The organism is uncultured Mucilaginibacter sp. (assembly GCF_913773635.1).
In the GTDB taxonomy this organism is placed as follows: Bacteria; Bacteroidota; Bacteroidia; order Sphingobacteriales; family Sphingobacteriaceae; genus Mucilaginibacter.
The window spans coordinates 160,724-178,421 of record NZ_CAJYGQ010000010.1 but is presented as its reverse complement, the minus strand read 5'-3'; the positions used below and the strand labels follow the sequence as shown (position 1 = coordinate 178,421).

General features: G+C 43.1%; 14 protein-coding genes. 8 read left to right on the top strand and 6 right to left on the bottom strand.

All coding sequences use genetic code 11. The features are described from left to right. Window positions 1-13 precede the first annotated feature (13 nt). From QZ407_RS12925 to QZ407_RS12890, 8 genes are read left to right on the top strand one after another with little or no spacing between them, the layout of a single operon-like run. On the top strand, window positions 14-586 hold the full coding sequence (locus QZ407_RS12925) for a gluconate 2-dehydrogenase subunit 3 family protein (RefSeq protein WP_295771743.1): 573 nt from the start codon (window positions 14-16) through the stop codon (window positions 584-586). Between the two features lie 16 nt (window positions 587-602). Further along, window positions 603-1,754, top strand: coding sequence for a Gfo/Idh/MocA family oxidoreductase (locus QZ407_RS12920; protein ID WP_295771741.1), 1,152 nt, complete (start codon window positions 603-605; stop codon window positions 1,752-1,754). Between the two features lie 6 nt (window positions 1,755-1,760). After that, window positions 1,761-2,816, top strand: a complete 1,056-nt coding sequence (locus QZ407_RS12915; RefSeq protein ID WP_295771739.1) for a sugar phosphate isomerase/epimerase — start codon at window positions 1,761-1,763, stop codon at window positions 2,814-2,816. Between the two features lie 6 nt (window positions 2,817-2,822). Further along, on the top strand, window positions 2,823-3,272 hold the full coding sequence (locus QZ407_RS12910; RefSeq protein ID WP_295771737.1) for a c-type cytochrome: 450 nt from the start codon (window positions 2,823-2,825) through the stop codon (window positions 3,270-3,272). Between the two features lie 11 nt (window positions 3,273-3,283). Beyond that, on the top strand, window positions 3,284-4,537 hold the full coding sequence (locus tag QZ407_RS12905) for a nucleoside permease (protein ID WP_295771735.1): 1,254 nt from the start codon (window positions 3,284-3,286) through the stop codon (window positions 4,535-4,537). A gap of 30 nt (window positions 4,538-4,567) precedes the next feature. Beyond that, entirely contained in the window at window positions 4,568-5,452 is an 885-nt protein-coding gene (locus QZ407_RS12900; protein WP_295771733.1) for a TIM barrel protein, read from the top strand. A 24-nt stretch (window positions 5,453-5,476) separates the two neighbouring features. Further along, the gene (locus QZ407_RS12895) at window positions 5,477-6,349 is read left to right on the top strand and encodes a sugar phosphate isomerase/epimerase (RefSeq protein ID WP_295771731.1); all 873 of its coding nucleotides are present in this window, start codon (window positions 5,477-5,479) and stop codon (window positions 6,347-6,349) included. A gap of 7 nt (window positions 6,350-6,356) precedes the next feature. Next, window positions 6,357-7,142: a DUF1080 domain-containing protein gene (locus QZ407_RS12890; RefSeq protein ID WP_295771729.1), complete on the top strand. Its 786-nt coding sequence runs from the start codon at window positions 6,357-6,359 to the stop codon at window positions 7,140-7,142. Window positions 7,143-7,232: 90 nt separating this feature from the next. Here the strand turns inward: QZ407_RS12890 and QZ407_RS12885 are convergent, their stop codons facing one another. The 6 genes from QZ407_RS12885 to QZ407_RS12860 all read right to left on the bottom strand — a co-directional run bounded on the left by QZ407_RS12885 (window position 7,233) and on the right by QZ407_RS12860 (window position 17,564). Beyond that, the gene (locus QZ407_RS12885) at window positions 7,233-8,570 is read right to left on the bottom strand and encodes a Gfo/Idh/MocA family oxidoreductase (protein ID WP_295771727.1); all 1,338 of its coding nucleotides are present in this window, start codon (window positions 8,568-8,570) and stop codon (window positions 7,233-7,235) included. Window positions 8,571-8,701: 131 nt separating this feature from the next. Further along, window positions 8,702-9,940 (bottom strand): acetylxylan esterase, encoded by a 1,239-nt coding sequence (locus tag QZ407_RS12880; protein ID WP_295771725.1) that lies wholly within the window; start codon window positions 9,938-9,940, stop codon window positions 8,702-8,704. Window positions 9,941-10,020: 80 nt separating this feature from the next. Further along, on the bottom strand, window positions 10,021-11,580 hold the full coding sequence (locus QZ407_RS12875; protein WP_295771723.1) for a DUF4832 domain-containing protein: 1,560 nt from the start codon (window positions 11,578-11,580) through the stop codon (window positions 10,021-10,023). A gap of 41 nt (window positions 11,581-11,621) precedes the next feature. After that, window positions 11,622-12,818, bottom strand: a complete 1,197-nt coding sequence (locus QZ407_RS12870; protein WP_295771721.1) for a SusE domain-containing protein — start codon at window positions 12,816-12,818, stop codon at window positions 11,622-11,624. A gap of 60 nt (window positions 12,819-12,878) precedes the next feature. Then, entirely contained in the window at window positions 12,879-14,525 is a 1,647-nt protein-coding gene (locus QZ407_RS12865; protein ID WP_295771719.1) for a RagB/SusD family nutrient uptake outer membrane protein, read from the bottom strand. A gap of 18 nt (window positions 14,526-14,543) precedes the next feature. Beyond that, window positions 14,544-17,564 (bottom strand): TonB-dependent receptor, encoded by a 3,021-nt coding sequence (locus tag QZ407_RS12860; RefSeq protein ID WP_295771717.1) that lies wholly within the window; start codon window positions 17,562-17,564, stop codon window positions 14,544-14,546. Window positions 17,565-17,698: the final 134 nt, after the last annotated feature.

Genomic DNA, 17,698 nt, shown 5'->3' with positions numbered 1-17,698 from the left:
TAAGAAATATTTTATGAACAGACGAGAAGCTTTAAACCGTGTAGCCTTACTGGTAGGCGGTTCAGTTATAGGAGCCGATTTCTTTTTATCGGGTTGCAAATCCGGAAGTTCGGTTGATACCGAGGATTTATTTAATCAGCAAACGCAGGCCTTTTTAAATGAAGTAGCCGATACCATATTACCGCGCACCCAAACACCCGGTGCCAAGGATGCCAACGTAGGTAACTTTATGGCAGTAATGGTGCGCGATTGCTATGCCGATGAGGATCAAAAAGTATTTAAAAAAGGCCTTAAACAGTTAGAAGAGGCTTGCGATAAGAAATTCAAAGTTGGCTTTATGGAAGCAACAGTTGAGCAACGCACACAGTTGCTTACAGACCTCGATAAAGAACAGGCGGCTTATAGTAAAACCAAAGAGAAAGAAGCGCCGAACCATTATTTTACCATGGTTAAACAGCTTACTCTTCTAGGTTACTTTACTTCAGAAATTGGCTGTACCAAAGCGCAACGCTACTTACCGGTACCAGGCAAATATGATGGTAACTATCCGTACAAAAAAGGCGATAAAGCCTGGGCACTTGCCTAAATAATATACATCTACTATGAAATTAAGATTAGGAATGATAGGCGGAGGCCAGGGCGCTTTTATTGGTGCCGTTCACCGCATAGCCTCCCGTATCGATGATGAGTACGAAATGGTTTGTGGTGCTTTCAGCAGTAATGCCGAACGCTCTAAAGCCAGCGGAATTGTGCTGGGTATAGATGAAAACCGCGCATATGCCAGCTATATTGAGTTAATTGAAAAAGAGAGTAAATTACCTGCTCATCAACGTGCACAGGTAATCAGCATAGTAACTCCAAATCACGTTCATTTTGAGCCTGCAAAACTCGCACTCGAAAACGGCTTTCATGTGATACTTGATAAGCCAATGACGCTTACCCTTGCGGAAGCAAAGCAACTAAAAGAGATTTCAGACAGAACAGGTAATTTGCTTTGTCTTACCCATACGTACACCGGTTATCCAATGGTAAAACAAGCACGCGATCTTGTTGCCGCTAACCATATCGGTAAGATAAGGAAAGTGTATGCAAAATATCCGCAGGGCTGGTTAAGTTCTTTGGCCGAGGCTACTGATAACAAACAGGCAACCTGGCGCACAGATCCGTCACAAAGCGGTATTGCCGGGGCCATGGGTGATATTGGCACGCACGCATTCAACCTTATTGAGTATGTAACAGGCTTATCGGTAAGTCATTTATGTGCCGATATTAACGTTGTAGTACCGGGACGACGCCTTGATGACGATGGTGCCGTGTTGCTGCGTTTTGAAGGTGGCGCCAGTGGCGTTTTAGTAGCCACCCAGGTAGCTGCAGGAGCCGAAAACAATGTGCAGATAAGTATTTATGGCGAAACCGGCGGCATAGAATGGCAGCAGGATGATTTGAACTCGCTTATTGTTAGATACACCGACAAGCCGGCCGAAATATGGCGCACTGGCGGCGGTTACACATCAACTGCGGCTATGTTTAACACACGCACTCCGGCCGGTCATCCTGAAGGATACCTCGAAGCATTTGCCAACATTTACCGCAATTTTGCTTTAACTATAAAAGCTATTGGTGACGATGAACAACCTTCAGCTCAAATGCTCGACTATCCGGGCTTGAATGAGGGCGTTCGCGGTATGGCATTTATTGAAAATGTGATTGCTTCAGGGAAATCAGAACAGAAGTGGACACCATTTACTATCTAAATTTCTATGTTAACAATTAAAGGACCAGCCATATTCATTGCGCAATTTATTGGCAACGATGCGCCGTTTAATGATTTAAAATCAATAGCGCAGTGGGCTTCCTCTTTGGGATATAAAGGACTACAGTTGCCAACCGGTGATGCACGTTTTATTGACTTGCAAAAAGCTGCAGAAAGTAAAACTTACGCTGACGAGGTAAAAGGCATTGTAAATGAGGCAGGTTTGGAAATCACCGAACTCTCCACTCACACGCAAGGGCAATTAGTGGCTGTAAACCCGGCTTACAACGAATTGTTCAACGCCTTTGCCCCTGCCCACTTGCACAAAGATTTTAAAGCAAGGCAGGAATGGGCGGTGCAGCAAGTAAAATATGCTGCAAAGGCATCACAAAATTTGGGACTACAAGCCAGTGTAACCTTTAGTGGTGCACTTGCGTGGCCATTTGTTTATCCATGGCCGCAGCGCCCGGTCAATTTAGTTAAAGACGCATTCGACGAATTAGGCAGGCGTTGGAAACCTATCCTTGATTTTTACGATGAATGCGGCATTGACCTTTGTTACGAACTACATGCCGGTGAAGATCTTCATGATGGTGTTACATTTGAAATGTTTCTTGATCGCGTAGGTCAGCACAAACGGGCAAACCTGCTTTATGATCCGTCGCATTTTGTACTGCAATGCCTTGATTACCTGGCGCACATTGATATATATCACGAGCGTATTAAAATGATGCACGTAAAAGATGCAGAGTTTAACCCTACCGGTAAACAAGGCGTTTACGGAGGCTATCAAAACTGGGTTGACCGGGCTGGTCGTTTTCGTTCATTAGGAGATGGTCAGGTTGATTTTAAAGCCATTTTTAGCAAAATGGCGCAATATGATTTTCCGGGCTGGGCGGTACTGGAATGGGAATGCGCTCTTAAACACCCCGAAGATGGCGCGCTTGAAGGAGCAAAGTTTATTGCCGATCATATTATACGCGTAACCGACCATGCATTTGATGATTTTGTATCATCAGGCGGTAACCCCTCACTTAACAACAACTTATTAGGAATACAATAATCTATCATGAAAAAAACGTTTTTTTCTTTTGCCATTGCTTCAGTTTGTTTGGTTGCAGTTTCATGCGGCGGCTCACAATCGGGCGATAAAATTAGCACTGACACCACCCACGGAACCGACCAAAATGCAGTTGCGCAAAACCCTAACGCCGCACAAGATACCGCGGGCAGCATTGGTACCGAAAACACTGCTACAAGTGTGGCTACTAACTCTAAAGGTGCAAGCCTAATTGCATCATCAGATTGTTTAAGCTGTCACAAAGAGCATGACAAATTAGTTGGACCATCATACGCCGAGGTTGCTGCAAAATACACCAGTGCCGATATTGATAAGCTGGCCGACAAAATAATCAAAGGCGGTTCGGGCAGTTTCGGTGAAGTGCCTATGTCACCGCACCCCGCTGTTTCTGTTGACGACGCCAAAGAGATGGTTAAATATATACTTACAGTTAAGTAGTACCACTTTATATGGACAATAAGATCAGAATCCAGCTTTCGGTAATGATGTTCCTTCAATTTTTTATTTGGGGAGCATGGTTTGTAACGCTTGGTACCTATTTGCTTACCGACTTAAAAACAAATGCTACCGAAGTTGGCGTAGCTTATCTTACCCAATCAATTGGGGCTATTGTTGCGCCGTTTATAATAGGCTTAATTGCCGACAAGTATTTTCCGGCACAAAAAATACTTGGCGTTTTGCATGTAATTGGCGCAGTAATGCTTTGGTTTTGCGGTACTGCACCTAACTTTAACGCGTTCTATCCGTATGTTTTGATTTATATGATCATTTACATGCCAACGCTGGCGCTGGTCAATTCCATATCCTTCCGCCAAATGACCGATCCAAGCAAGCAATTTCCTCCCATCAGGTTTTTGGGAACCTTGGGCTGGATTATTGCCGGCTTCGCCATTGGTTGGTTGAACTGGGAAAAAAGTGGATCTCTCGATCTAACCTTTAAAACTGCTGCAGCAGCCTCTCTCCTGCTTGGTTTATTTAGTTTTACTTTACCGGCAACGCCTCCTCTTAAAAAAGGAAGCAAAACATCTGTCAGAGATATACTAGGTCTGGATGCTATTGGCTTGCTTAAAAATTCCTCTTACCGCATTTTCTTTTTAGCATCAGTAGCTATATGTGTGCCCCTTGCTTTCTATTACAACTTTACTAACCCGTTTTTAAATGAGGTAGGCATGAATGGTGCCGCAGGTAAGCAGGCATTTGGTCAGGTATCAGAATTGATATTCATGGCCTTGATGCCACTTTTTTTTAAACGCTTAGGGGTTAAAAAAATGCTTGCCGTAGGTATGCTGGCCTGGGTATTGCGCTATGCGCTTTTTGCCTATGGTGATACCGGCGCTAACTACTGGATGCTGATAGGCGGTATTGTGATGCACGGTATCTGTTATGACTTTTTCTTTGTAACCGGTCAAATTTATACTGATGAATTAGCAGGAGAGCAATTTAAAAGCGCGGCGCAGGGCTTTATAACACTTGCCACTTATGGCGTGGGTATGCTCATTGGCTTTACCATATCAGGGCCAATTGTTGATGCCCACAAAACAACAGGAGGATTACATGATTGGCAACAAATATGGTTGATACCTGCCGCTATTGCCGCAGTTGTACTTATACTGTTCCTGCTATTGTTTAAAGACCGTAACAGAGGTGTACAATTAGAGTCGCCAGCGCCTGATAAGTTCATGCCTGCAACCGATGCTATTTAAACTTATATCCAATTATAAAGTCAATATCATATGAGTACAGATCGCCGTTCGGCTATTAAAAATATTGTTGCCGGTACTGCCGCGCTATCAACAGTGGGTGCATTTGCCAATCTGGATGCCGTTGCTCAACCTTTACAAAAAAACATGCCGCTTAAAGGAAACATTAATCACTCAGCATGCCGTTGGTGCTACCAGGATATACCGCTTGATAAGCTGTGTATCGAAGGCAAAAAGATAGGTCTAAGTGCCATTGATTTGGTTGGTCCCAAAGAATGGGACACGCTTAAAGCCCACGGTATACACTCATCAATGTGTAACGGTGCCGAAATTAATTTAGTGGATGGCTTTAACGACAAGCAATTTCATGCACGCCTTATAAAACAATACAGCGAAATGATTCCGCTGGTGGCAAAAGCAGGTTACACTAATCTTATTTGCTTTAGCGGTAACAAACGCAACAAGAGTGACGAGGAAGGTTGGGCAAACTGTGCAGAAGGTTTGAAACAACTGATGCCGTTAGCCGAAAAGCACAAGGTTGTATTGGTTATGGAGTTGCTGAACAGCAAACTTAATCATCAGGACTACCAGGCCGACCGTACGTGGTGGGGTGCCGAGCTTTGTAAAAAAGTGGGTTCTGAAAGCTTTAAGCTACTTTACGACATCTACCACATGCAAATTGACGAAGGAGACGTAATTACAAACATTAAACAATATCACCCATTTATTGCGCATTATCATACCGGTGGTGTACCCGGCCGTCATGAAATTGATGAAACACAAGAGTTGTTTTATCCGGCAATTATGAAAGCCATTGTTGCAACAGGCTTTAAAGGGTATGTAGCACAGGAGTTTGTGCCTACAGGCGATAACAAATTGAAATCATTGCAAAAGTGCGTTCAAATTTGTGACGTATAGCATGATGCTTTTTTTTAATTAAACATGACCAACAGAAGAACATTTATAGCACAAGCCGGCTTAATAAGTGCAGGGCTTGCATTAGCGCCTGAGTTACTAATGGCTAAAACTAATAAGGTTGCCGGGCTGCAACTATATTCTCTACGTGCCCAATTACCAAAGGATGTTAAAGGTGTAATAGCAAAAGTAGCCCAGGCAGGTTATAAAGAGGTTGAAGTTTATGGTTACAGTAAACAAAATGGCTTTTGGGGCTTGTCGCCGGTAGATTTTAAAGCTTTGCTTACGCAACACGGACTTACTTCCCCAAGCGGCCATTATGGTATGGATAAGCTTTTAGAAACCGGTAGTATGGATGAGGTAAACGATGCTATAGCGGCAGCTAAGGTGTTAGGACATACCTATGTTACCATGCCTTACATCAACATTAAGTTTCGCAAAACCGCTGCCGATATCAAAAACATTGTTGCCAAGGTGAACACTGCAGCCGCGCATATTAAAAAAGCGGGATTTAAGATGGCCTACCATAATCATGATTTTGAACTGATACCGGTTGAGGGTGTTACTTTGTATGAGGAACTTTTAAAAGGCTCAAAACCGGGGATGTTAGATTTTGAAATGGATTTATACTGGGTTGTACGTGCTGGAAACGATCCTGTTGAATGGTTTAAAAAATATCCGGGCCGTTTCACTATGGTGCACGTAAAAGATATGGACAAGCAAGACAACAAACTTAATACCGAGGTTGGTTCAGGCTCTGTGAACTTTAAGCAAATATTTGCAAGCTCAAAATTAGGAGGCATTAAGCATTATATTGTGGAACAGGAAAACTTTAAGATCGACCCGTATGTAAGCATTGCTCAAAGCAGTAAATATTTATTAAATAATCTATTAAGCTAAATTCACTATGAAACTATCATATTTTGTGATGCTACTTACAACATCCACCCTTTCTTTAAGAGTTTGCGGGCAACAGCAGGCCAAACCTCAAGATACAGAATCATGGACGCCTGTGCCGCCAAAGGTTGAAGTTGGCAAAGCATCGCCAATGCTTCCGCCCCCTTCAGACGCAATTATATTATTTAACGGCAAGGGCTTGGACGAATGGGTATCAAATGCCGACCGTAGTCAGCCTGCCGCATGGAAAGTGCAAGGCGATGCCCTGGTGGTTGACAAATCGAAAGGAAACATAGAAACTAAACGCTCATTTGGCAGTTACCAGCTACATATTGAATGGAAAATACCTGCAAATATTACAGGCGAAGGTCAGACCCGCGGTAATAGCGGTGTTTTTTTGGCATCATTAGGTAAAGGCGACCCAGGGTATGAGTTGCAGGTTTTAGATTCTTATGAAAATAAAACCTACGTAAATGGTATGGCCGGAAGCATTTACAAGCAATTTGCACCACTGGCAAATGCTGCGCGCAAACCCGGTGAATGGCAAACCTATGATGTTGCCTGGAGTGCTCCTGTGTTTAACGAAGACGGAAGTATCAAACAACCGGCAAGTGTAACGGTTATTTGGAACGGCGTTGTTGTACAAAACAATACCATATTGCTTGGACCAACTCAGTACATTGGCAAGGCGTCATATTCAATAAAGCACGGCAAAAGTCCAATAAAGTTACAGGCGCACGGCGATAAAAGTGAGCCCATCAGCTTTAGAAACATTTGGATAAGAGAAATTCAGTAAGCTAATTTTGACTCATAAATACAGCGACAATGTTTTTGTAGCTGTATAAAACAAGAAAAGCGGATTGCAAATAGTAATCCGCTTTTCTTGTTATAACTCAGGCTCTGGGCCACGCCATGTATTCTTACTTCCAAGGCCTTTAACCTTTATTGGCTTACCCTCTTTAGCCGATTGATAAATCGCCTCCATCAGTATATGGTCTTGCAGGCCTTCTTCGCCGGGAGTAAAGGGTTTTTTATTTTTCAATATACAGTCCGAAAAATGATCCATCTCTGCTCCAAACTGATCAATTTCAGCTATTCCCAAGTCTTCCTGCCGCTCAAGCATACCATCGGCACGCGCCGTTTTTAACTTCTGTCCTTTATAAGCGTAAGCTTTATCTAAATTTAGCCATCCCTTTTGGCAATTAACTCTGTAGTGCCTGCTTTCATGCACATCATAATGGGTAGTACAGCTGGCATATATACCGTTGCCAAAACGCATCTGCCATGATACCATTTCTTCAACTTCGGCAAAAAGCGGGTTACCGGGTGTACTGTAACTATATGCAAAAACCTCTTCAGGCTCCGCATCCAAAATAAAGCGAGTGGTGTTGAGGCAGTATAATCCAATATCAGGCAATGCTCCTCCCCCGGCAAGTGCCTTTTTATGTCGCCAATGGTCAACGTTTGCAGTGCTTTGAGAATTTGATGCCTCAACATATTTCACTAAACCAAATTCTTTGGCAGCTAAAAGTTCGCGCAGCTTACGGTTATGCGGCTGATAGTGTATACGATAAGCAATCATCAATTTAACACCTGCTTTGTTACATGCAGCAATCATATCGCGACATTCGTCAGCGGTATTAGCCATTGGCTTTTCACATAATATGTGTTTGCCGGCTTTTGCTCCTCTTATAACAAACTCCTTATGCAATCCGTTTGGCAATACAATGTATATTACATCAACATCTTTATTGTCCTTTAAACGGTCGTAGTTTTTATAGTCGTAACAGTTTTCTGGACTAATACCATATTGCTGAGCCACCTTCTTCATCTTATCAGGACTACCGCTTACTAAAGCCGCAAGCTTTGATTTTTTGCAATTGTTAAGAGCCGGAAGCAACTCCTCTAGGGATAAATGTCCCAACCCAACAATGGCATAGCCAATGCGCCTGTCTGGAGGTAGCGGTGTAGGTGTTGGCGCCGATTTTTGGTCAGCGTCAGATTTCCACTGCTCCAACACAATCGGTTCCTCTAAGCTGGGCGGAACTTTAGCCGGTGGTGACAACGCTTTTGTATTTGTGGATTGCGCATACGAACTGTTATCGGCCAATCCATTTAAGGCCACGGCGCCAGCAGCGCCCGCTATTATTGACTTGCCAGATAGCGACAAAAACTCCTTTCGGCTCATAGCATCAGCCTGAACTTCGGTTTCCTTATTATTCATGCAGTTTATTGTTAGGTGTATGTAGGTACAATCTAAGTGATAACTCAATCACAGCCAGAAATTGATACACTTGTGTATGAACTACATTATTGCACAAATTGTTCGCGACTTAGCTTGGTAATGCTAACCCCTCACCACTGTTTTTTATAGTGGTAATCTGCAAACTCAATAAATCTCTCCCAATCGTAAACGTTGAGGTCATGCTTGCCCGTGCGGAAATGATAGCCAATAGTTGACTTGATGATAGGTGAACTTACAGCAGAAGGCTGTGGAGGTAGTGCTGTTTTTGATTTGTATAAATTGTATACCGGCAAAGCATTGATAAGTGAAAGGTATGATCCTTTTGGATCTGCCCACCTATCTTCAGTTGCATTGGTGGTATACACCGGCCTGGGAGCAATCAGAGAAATTAGCATATGCTGATCAACAGGCAGCTCATTTACCTTTGTGCTGTAATCTTTATAGGTGTCGGCAAACCAATAGCCGAACTGTTTATTGACCAAGCTTACCGTTTCACCATACTGCCTGCGCGCCAGCGAAGCTCCCGTACTACCCGAACAACTGCTGAATATTAAAGCAAAACGCTGGTCGAGCGCACCTGCCCACAACGAAGTCTTTCCTCCTCTTGAATGGCCAACTAAAGCTACCTTTTTAACATCGATATCCTTGTCAGTTTCCAGGTAATCCATAACCCTGCTGGCGGCCCAGGCCCAGGCACCAATAGCTTTCATACCATTCTTTTGCTTTAATAACTCAGGGTAAAGCTTATCAAGCACGCCGTGTTGGTAGCTATCTTTTCTGTCGGGTGCGGCATCACCTACATGAAATGCTGCAATGGCGTAACCCTTTTCAATCAAAAGTTCGGCAGGCCAAAACGTGCTTTTTACCGCTCGCAATGGATCAGTATTACGCTTGCTACGGTTATTAATCAACAGAAACAAAGGCGAAGGCTTATTACGTTTGTTTGGCACAAACATCACAACCGGAATTCCTATTGTGTTGCCTTTGTTCCAAATGTGAACGGTAATTTCCTTTAGGCTTGCAAGCCCGTTCATAGCTGTATCTGTAGTTTTGGTAACCTCAAACTTAATGCTATCAATGCCCGATGGTGTTTGACCATAAACATTATTTTTAAATAGTTCTATTATTTCTGCCCGTCTTGATTTCTCCCACACTGCTTTGTTATTTACTTTGAGTCCTTTGGCGGTGACCAAAGCATTGGGCAAAGTATAGTTAGGAACGGCTTCCTCGTCATAGTTAACTATTTCGCCCATAAACTTATCTGTTTTTTGAGCATAAACACTGCCGCTAAATAAAACAAGTAAGCTTACAGCAATCTTGAATGCTGATGTGATTTGAAAGATTTTCATTTTACGGTTTTACATAAAAAGCGCTTTATGTAAGCTTGTAAGCAAACACAAAACGCTTTTTTATCATCAGTAAATTTAGTTTATTGTATTTGAACGTTCATCAGTTTTAACCAGCCGCCATTGGTAATATCACCGTTTACAGCAAGTCGTATTCCTGGCTGGTTCTCTTTTTGAGCATCAATAATAGCAACTGCCCAGGTGTAAGTTCCGGCAGGTAAATCGGCCTTGGCTTTCAGTTCATACCTCGCAGGCGTGCCTTTGAGCCAGGTAGATGGTTCGGCTTTCTCATCAACAAATACCTTTTTTACTGCACCCGCAGCATCAAGTAATGCGAAGGCAACTTTGTACTTGTAGTTCCATTGCGGAATGTTGTTAGGAAAATAACCCCATCCCATATTACGCCAGCGGTGTGTAATAGTTCCTTCTTCGCCGCTTTTTAAAGTTTCGGGTAAGTAAACCTGGTCAGGGTACAAACGGTAGCCGCCTTCAGTTGTAAATCTTTGCACCAAAGAAAACGATTTGGTAAACCAGCTTTCGATTTCACCTACACGGAAATCCATCATATTAACAGCAGCTTCGGCAGATGCATCAAATTCGCCTTGGCGAACGTCTTCCGGGTGATTTTCGCGGTATTTGCCACTAGGGTCTGTCCAGTAACGGTGAGTACCTGTGGTTATCCAGCCACCTTCCATAATAACCGGTCGTTTAAAGTTCCAGGTTTTGGTAAACTGCTTTTCCCAGCTTTGGTAATAATCAGTCATACCAAATGCATCTTGCCTTAAACTATAGCCCTTATTAATAGCTTTAACCAGTAATCTATCGCTGTTTGCATTTGCAGCACCCCAACTTGCAGGGTGACCAACCAAACGGTGATAGTTGATTACTAAAGGCACTTTGGTAAATTGCTGACTGTACAAATCAGTAACCCAATCAAACACCTCTTCTTTAAGCTTCTCTGTGTTTGGGCTTACAGCTGCGCCAATTTGTTCATAAACCACGTTGTGCGCTTCGCCCCATTTACCTAAGCCATAAGCATCAATAAATGATGTTTTCTTAGGATCATTGAAGTCCTTAGCAAGCTCGGTTATAAATTTTGCGTAATACTGTTTAAAAACAGCATCTTGCGGGTACGGAGTTCGGCGCGCCGGGAATGATGCGTTTTCAAGATAGAATTTAGCCCCTGCATCAAACACAAATTGAGGGGTATTTAAGCCTTGGTCGCGGCCATCAACAACAATACGGAACGCAATTGGCAGGCCTCTGTTTTCGGCGCCTTTAATAAGTTTTCCTAAGGCCGAATTTGGATCGCGCCAGGCGTAAACACCGTCGGCAGGATTTAGCTTAGCCCAGCTTGTACGTATATAACAAGCCGATGCATAATCAGATGCCTTTACTGATTTACCTAAATCAGGAACATAAAAGTTTAAGTCCCAGTAATTTTCATTATCGGCACCGGCATACATTACCCAACCGTTAAGCGGGTTGCGAAACACCGTGCTACGGTTGTAATTGGGTTTAACCAGTGTACCCGATATGGGTTTAGCGTCGTTATCTGAATCTTTTTTGCAAGCTAATGCTGCTACACATAATAAGGCGGTAGTAAGTTTTAAAAGCATTAGATTATAACTTGATTTTATCATTTTGAGTATCGTATTTAAGTATAAATCACACTTAATTTTCCTTATCTCCTGTCTGCCAGTATGGTCATATTACGCAGGTCGAAAATTATAATATTAGTACCCGATGGAATGGTGTAATAAGAGTTTCGTTGTGCACTGGAGTTACCGCCTGCTAACGGAGCTACCGTACCTAAGCTTAAGGCCAGTTCCTGCGAAGTTCCGGTTGCCGTTAACGGACAGCTGAATGCGTAAGCCAGATTCTTGTTATTATCGTTACCGCCATACACTATAAACTTGGTTTTGCCCACACGGCCGCCGGTGTACACCAAAATTTGCGGATCGGCCATACTCACCTGGCAGTCCATTTTTATAGGTACCAAAAAATTATTTATTTGTCCGTGCATCCATAGCTCATTTACAGTGGTGCTGGTAGGCGTAGCTGCGTTGCCCCACTGTACAACTTTTGGCTGCAAGGCTTTTGCAGGTGAATAAATGGTTGCTGTAGCTTTAAGCAAATTAACCACTACCCTGTATTCGCCCGCTGTTTCAATTTTCCAACCAAATGGGGTTTCGCTTAAGTTTGTACCAACTGTGGTACCATCTTTAAGTGTGCTGCTACCATCGGCAGCTCTTACATAATTTGTTTTACCGTTTGTTTCCACCGGAATTTGTAATTCGCCGGGTTGTAGGTTTAAAACAAATGCATATTGATTCAAATCTTCAATAGTCTTTTGCATCTCAATACGGTTGTTACCAGGCACAGCAGTTCCACCTACCGATACCTTTTTGGGCAATATATTTATCCTTACCGTACGAACTTCAGGTGCTTCAAATGTAGCCCCGCCTTCCCATTGAGCCACTACCCTGAATTCAAGCGTGAATGGCTTATTGGTGGCAACCTTCCATTTTTGGTTTGCCCAGTTTAGTAATTGGGCAGATGTAAAACTTCTGGCAAAAACACCGTCATCCTCATAGGTCATAATGGCGGTTGATGAACCAAAGTTATTGCCCAGCACATCAAGCTTGGTGACATAGGTGACCATATGGTCGTCTGACTGGTTCCGCGCCTTCTCCCAATTGAAGGTTAGTATATCTTTACCCGGATCGTTCTCGTCTAGTGTTATATTTTCTGATGAAACCTTAAGTTCCAATGTCTCCTGAACCTTTTCAATATCATTTATTTCGTGCTTACAAGCCGTTAAGCAGGCAATCATGAATAAAAGGCTCCACGAGTTAAATAAGTATTTAACTTTTTTCATGCAGTTATGCTTAATTAATTGTTGTGATTGGTTTTTAATATCAGTATACCATTACTTACTCTACCTACCATAGCCTGGGTTTTGCGGAAAAGGAGCATCGCGGTTGGCATCAATTATGGTTTGTGGTATTGGCCACAATATATTGTTTGATGTTATTTTATCGCGGATGGCGCCATTGTATGCTTTAACCCTATCAACCAATTTGTTAGTACGTACAAGTGTAAACCTGCGGCTCTCCTCACCTGCCAGTTCACGAATGCGTTCATCAAGTAAGAAATCCATGTTCATCTGTGCACCCGTAACAGTTGAAGCACCTGCTCTTTTACGTACCTCATTCACGGCATCGGCTGCTTTTTGCGGATTGTTTTGCCCCAGATAAGCCTCAGCAAGCAGTAAATAAGTTTCAGCTAAACGGAACTTCATGCGATCTTTATAGCTGCCGGTTAAGCTTAAGTTTTCGGCACGACCATAAAAAAACTTGGTTATAGTTGGGAATAAGCTTTTGGTAGAAAACCACGTTTGCTCGGTTATACTGGCTTTTTTGCCATTCAATGCAGCATCATTGGGGTTGTTGTAGTACCAGTTGCGTTTTATGTTATAATTTGAGTTACGAATATCAGAAGCTTCAAAAATACCAGCCACATTACCTAATGCATTGGTACCATTGGTACCTACCCACCATTTCATAGGTACCAATTGGGCTAAACCACGGCCACCTAACGTGTCGGCCAAAACGAAGCCGCTAATATCGGGGTATTTCGGAATCCAGGCGCGGCGGGTCCAATCATCGGAGTTTGTACCACCACCAATAGCATTAAATTCAAACTGCAGCACCCAAATGCTCTCGCGGTTACCGTTCTTTAATCTGTTTTGATTGTTCTCAACAAACAGGTCACTGAATACATCTCCGGGCTTGTCTTTACCTGCACCAAAACGATTTTTCATGAGGCTGTAGTTGCCGCTGTTTATAACAGAAAGTGCTGCTTGTTCGGCCAGCTGATACTCGCCCTGCATCAAGTACATTTCACTTAACAGGTGATTTGCAGCCCACTTGGTAACTTTACCTTCTTTAACCTGATCAGGATTTGCCGGTAGATTTTCTGCTGCAAACTTCAAATCATCAACAATATGCCCCAATACTTCAGCCTTAGGCGTGCGTGTAAAGTTTAGCTTGAAATCATACAAAATGGTTTCGACATAAGGCACATCACCATAAAGATAAACCAGCGTACGGTATGCATAAGCCCTGAAGAACCTGGCCTCGGCTTGGAAACGTACCTTATCAGATGGCGAATCCCAGTTGGTGTTTTTTTCTGAATACACCAGCATTAAGTTGGCCGATGAAATCAAGCTGTAAGCCCAATTCCAATATGAACCAACAAAGCGTTCGGCCGGTGTGAGTGTTAAGTTTGCAAATGCCATCAATGAGGCATCGCTGTTTATTACGTCGGCAATATCAGTTGCGGCCTGTAAGGCTTCATAAGGGCATGCACCATTATGCAGAAAGGCGCCGCCCTCACCAAAAGTGTTATATTCTGACCGGGTTAGTGCGTATAAACCTGCACTACCTACCTCAAAGCCATACGTACTTGTAAATGTGTTTGTTGGAGCTAGTTCGGTTTTCAGCTCCTCATCTAAAAATTTTTTACACCCGCCTAATGAGATGAGTACAATAAGCGTAAAGCTTGCTTTTATAAATTTATTCATGTTACGTGTGTTTTGCCGTTAAAAATTTACGTTTAAACCAAACATCAGTAATCGTGCGGTTGGGTATGAGGCCATCCATGTATTATCATAATTGAGTACCTGCCTAATGTTAGAGAACGTATATAGGTTGTTTACACTCAGGTTGGTTTCAATACCACTTACGCCTAGTTTTTTTACAATATTTTGTGGTATGCGGTACCCAAACGTTATGTTTTTAACTTGAACGTAGTTTACCTTTTTATAGAAACCGTGACCAAAGCCGTTATTGTATCCCGGAGATACAATGGTTGCACCGGGGTTTTCAGGAGTCCAGTAATTAGCATTATGCACGTAATTGGTTATACCAAAAGTCCACGACCCAAGGTTGGCCATGTTATCATCACGCCACACGCCAAAAGTTCCGGTGAGCAAGGCTGATAAATAGAAGTTTTTGTAAGTGAACCTGTTTGCCAACGATGCCGTATAGCGAGGCATTCTTGAGCCGATGATTTTACGGTCGGCGGCGTTAATAAAACCATTACCGTCAACATCCTCTAACTTGGCCGAACCCGGAGCGGCACCGGTTTGTGCTTCACGCTGACTGCCATTTGCATCGGTATAAAAGTACTGGTCGCCACGTTGCCATATTCCTATCATGTTATAATCATAAAATACACGTAGCGGCTTTCCTATAAACCAGTTGTTGTTTATGTCATCAAGGCCATCGCCACGTAACTCTATGATTTTATCTCTATCGAAGGAGAAAATAGCAGTGGTGTTCCATTTGAAGTTTTTGTTGTTGATGTTAGTCGTATTTAAGTTCAACTCTAAACCCTGGTTTTGAGTTTCACCAATGTTGTCCCATATACGGCTGTAGCCGTTCATGATGGGCACTGTACGGGTCATCAACAAATCTTTTGTGCGGGAACGGTAAACATCTAAGCTACCGCTTACACGGTTATTAAATAATTGGAAATCGACGCCAATGTTCCCGGTATAAGTGGTTTCCCATTTCAGGTTAGGGTTGCCCACACCATCACCTGCAAGGTATGCAGTGTTAACGGCGGTACCGCCATCGCCCCAAATGTATTTGACGCTTGAATACAAACGATCGAGCGTGCGGTAAGGCGTAATGGCTTGGTTACCATTGGCACCATATGAAAGGCGTAACTTTAGCATGTTTAGCCAGTTTACCTTATTCTTTAAAAAGCTTTCTTCGCCAATATGCCAAGCTAATGCAGCCGATGGGAAAAACGCATACTTATTATTGATACCAAATACCGAAGCACCATCAGAACGGCCTGTAAGTGTGGCTATATACTTTCCTTTGAATGAATAATTTAAGCGTCCCATGTATGAAAGCAATGCAGTTTCAGACAAGCTCGAGGTATTGGATATATTACGCGCGGCGGTATTCATCATAAAATAGCTCGTTTCATCGGTTACGAAGCCTTCGCCGGTTTGTGATGAGCCGGTACTTTTAGTTTGCTGCATACTGAAAAGCCCGGTGGCATCAAAGCGGTGCTCACCCACCTGACGCTCATATTTCAGTATATTCTCCCAAGTGTAATCATTGTAATGATTGTTGCTGATGGTTGCACGCCCGCCCACTAAGCCGGCCTGCTCCCGACCATCGAAGGTATCGCGGCCGTAATAAGTACCTGTAAAACCGCTACGGTAATTAAAGCCGTAATTTGACCGGAAAGACAAGCCTTTAACCGGTAGCAAAATATTTGCGTAGCCCGAAAGGAAGAAGTTGCGGTTAATCCGGTCCTGATCGGCATTCACATTACGCATAGGATTTACTATAAGTGAGTACTCCATTGGCTCAGGAACATAATAACCCGATGCATCTTTGTATTTACCGTAAGGGCTCTGTTTAATAGCATGCTCTATATTGGGTTGCACACCGCCATCGCTACGCTGGGTAAATTGGGTACCAATACCAATGGTAAGCCATTTGTTAAATGTTTGGTCAATATTGGCTGTGATGTTGATACGGGTTAGTTTAGAATTGTAAACAACCCCGTCTTGCTTCAAAGCAGCGGCTGAAGCCAAATATTTGGTGCTCTCGGTACCACCCGAGATGCTTAATTGATGATCGGTAGTGATAGCGCGCCGGAAAATGTAGCTTTGCCAGTCATTAGTGATGCCTTTTAAGTAGTTATCACGCTCCGACACTGATATTATTCCACCAGCAATTGGGTCAAGCGCATCACCACTGTAATTTTCCCTCAAACGGCCAATATCTTGCTGAAAACGAATAAACTCATTTGGTCCCATCACATCTATGCGCTGCATGGGCTCGGCCACACCTACCTGGCCACGGTATGTAACCTGCGGCTTACCAACCATACCACGTTTAGTTTGAATGAGGATTACCCCGTTTGAGCCGCGAGAACCATAAATAGCTACTGCTGAGGCATCTTTAAGCACCGTAATGTTTTCTACGTTATTAGGATCTATATCCACCAATGAGCCGCTGTATGGAATATTATCTAATACAATTAAAGGTGAGTTATTTGCAGAAAGTGAGTTTTCGCCGCGTATAAGTAACGACTGATCCTGACCTGGAGCTGCATTTGTAGTGGTAATGTTAAAACCTGCAACCTGCCCAACCAACCTATCCATAAGGTTTGGGGTAGATACCAGGCTCAACTGCTCCTTACCCACCACAGCCAAACCACCGGTAAGATCTTTCTTTTTTGCCGAGCCGTAACCTACGACAACCATTTGGTCGAGCACTTTATCACCGGCCATAGTTACGTTCACCACGCCTGATGATCCGATTTTTATTTCCTGGGCATCAAACCCAACGTAGGTGAATACCAATGTAGCACCCGCTGGGGCTTGTAGGGTGTAGTTACCTTCGGCATTTGTTTGTGTACCGTTATTGCTTCCCTTAACAATAACTGATACGCCAATTAAGGCTGCTTTGCCCGAATCAGTAACCTTACCTGTAACTTTGATGTTATTTTGTGCAAAGCCATAACTGGCCGCCAGCATTAGCATAATGAGCATAAGCCAGCTTTTAAGTTCTTTGTATAATTCTTTTCTCATTAAGGAATTTTTTTGGGGGTTTGTGTGATTAGTTTGTGTTTGTCTCACAGAGGTGAGGAATTGTAACTATCCATAATCGGGTGTTTTTTTACCATTTGGAATACTAAAATTTAAACAATAGAATAGCTTACCGC

Excerpts from the sequence above, each read along its gene's own strand:
- QZ407_RS12865 (WP_295771719.1), bottom strand. The coding sequence starts at position 14,525 with ATGAATAAATTTATAAAAGCAAGCTTTACGCTTATTGTACTCATCTCA.
- QZ407_RS12905 (WP_295771735.1), top strand. The coding sequence starts at position 3,284 with ATGGACAATAAGATCAGAATCCAGCTTTCGGTAATGATGTTCCTTCAA.
- QZ407_RS12925 (WP_295771743.1), top strand. The coding sequence starts at position 14 with ATGAACAGACGAGAAGCTTTAAACCGTGTAGCCTTACTGGTAGGCGGT.
- QZ407_RS12915 (WP_295771739.1), top strand. The coding sequence starts at position 1,761 with ATGTTAACAATTAAAGGACCAGCCATATTCATTGCGCAATTTATTGGC.
- QZ407_RS12880 (WP_295771725.1), bottom strand. The coding sequence starts at position 9,940 with ATGAAAATCTTTCAAATCACATCAGCATTCAAGATTGCTGTAAGCTTA.
- QZ407_RS12860 (WP_295771717.1), bottom strand. The coding sequence starts at position 17,564 with ATGAGAAAAGAATTATACAAAGAACTTAAAAGCTGGCTTATGCTCATT.
- QZ407_RS12875 (WP_295771723.1), bottom strand. The coding sequence starts at position 11,580 with ATGATAAAATCAAGTTATAATCTAATGCTTTTAAAACTTACTACCGCC.
- QZ407_RS12870 (WP_295771721.1), bottom strand. The coding sequence starts at position 12,818 with ATGAAAAAAGTTAAATACTTATTTAACTCGTGGAGCCTTTTATTCATG.
- QZ407_RS12890 (WP_295771729.1), top strand. The coding sequence starts at position 6,357 with ATGAAACTATCATATTTTGTGATGCTACTTACAACATCCACCCTTTCT.
- QZ407_RS12910 (WP_295771737.1), top strand. The coding sequence starts at position 2,823 with ATGAAAAAAACGTTTTTTTCTTTTGCCATTGCTTCAGTTTGTTTGGTT.
- QZ407_RS12920 (WP_295771741.1), top strand. The coding sequence starts at position 603 with ATGAAATTAAGATTAGGAATGATAGGCGGAGGCCAGGGCGCTTTTATT.
- QZ407_RS12885 (WP_295771727.1), bottom strand. The coding sequence starts at position 8,570 with ATGAATAATAAGGAAACCGAAGTTCAGGCTGATGCTATGAGCCGAAAG.
- QZ407_RS12895 (WP_295771731.1), top strand. The coding sequence starts at position 5,477 with ATGACCAACAGAAGAACATTTATAGCACAAGCCGGCTTAATAAGTGCA.
- QZ407_RS12900 (WP_295771733.1), top strand. The coding sequence starts at position 4,568 with ATGAGTACAGATCGCCGTTCGGCTATTAAAAATATTGTTGCCGGTACT.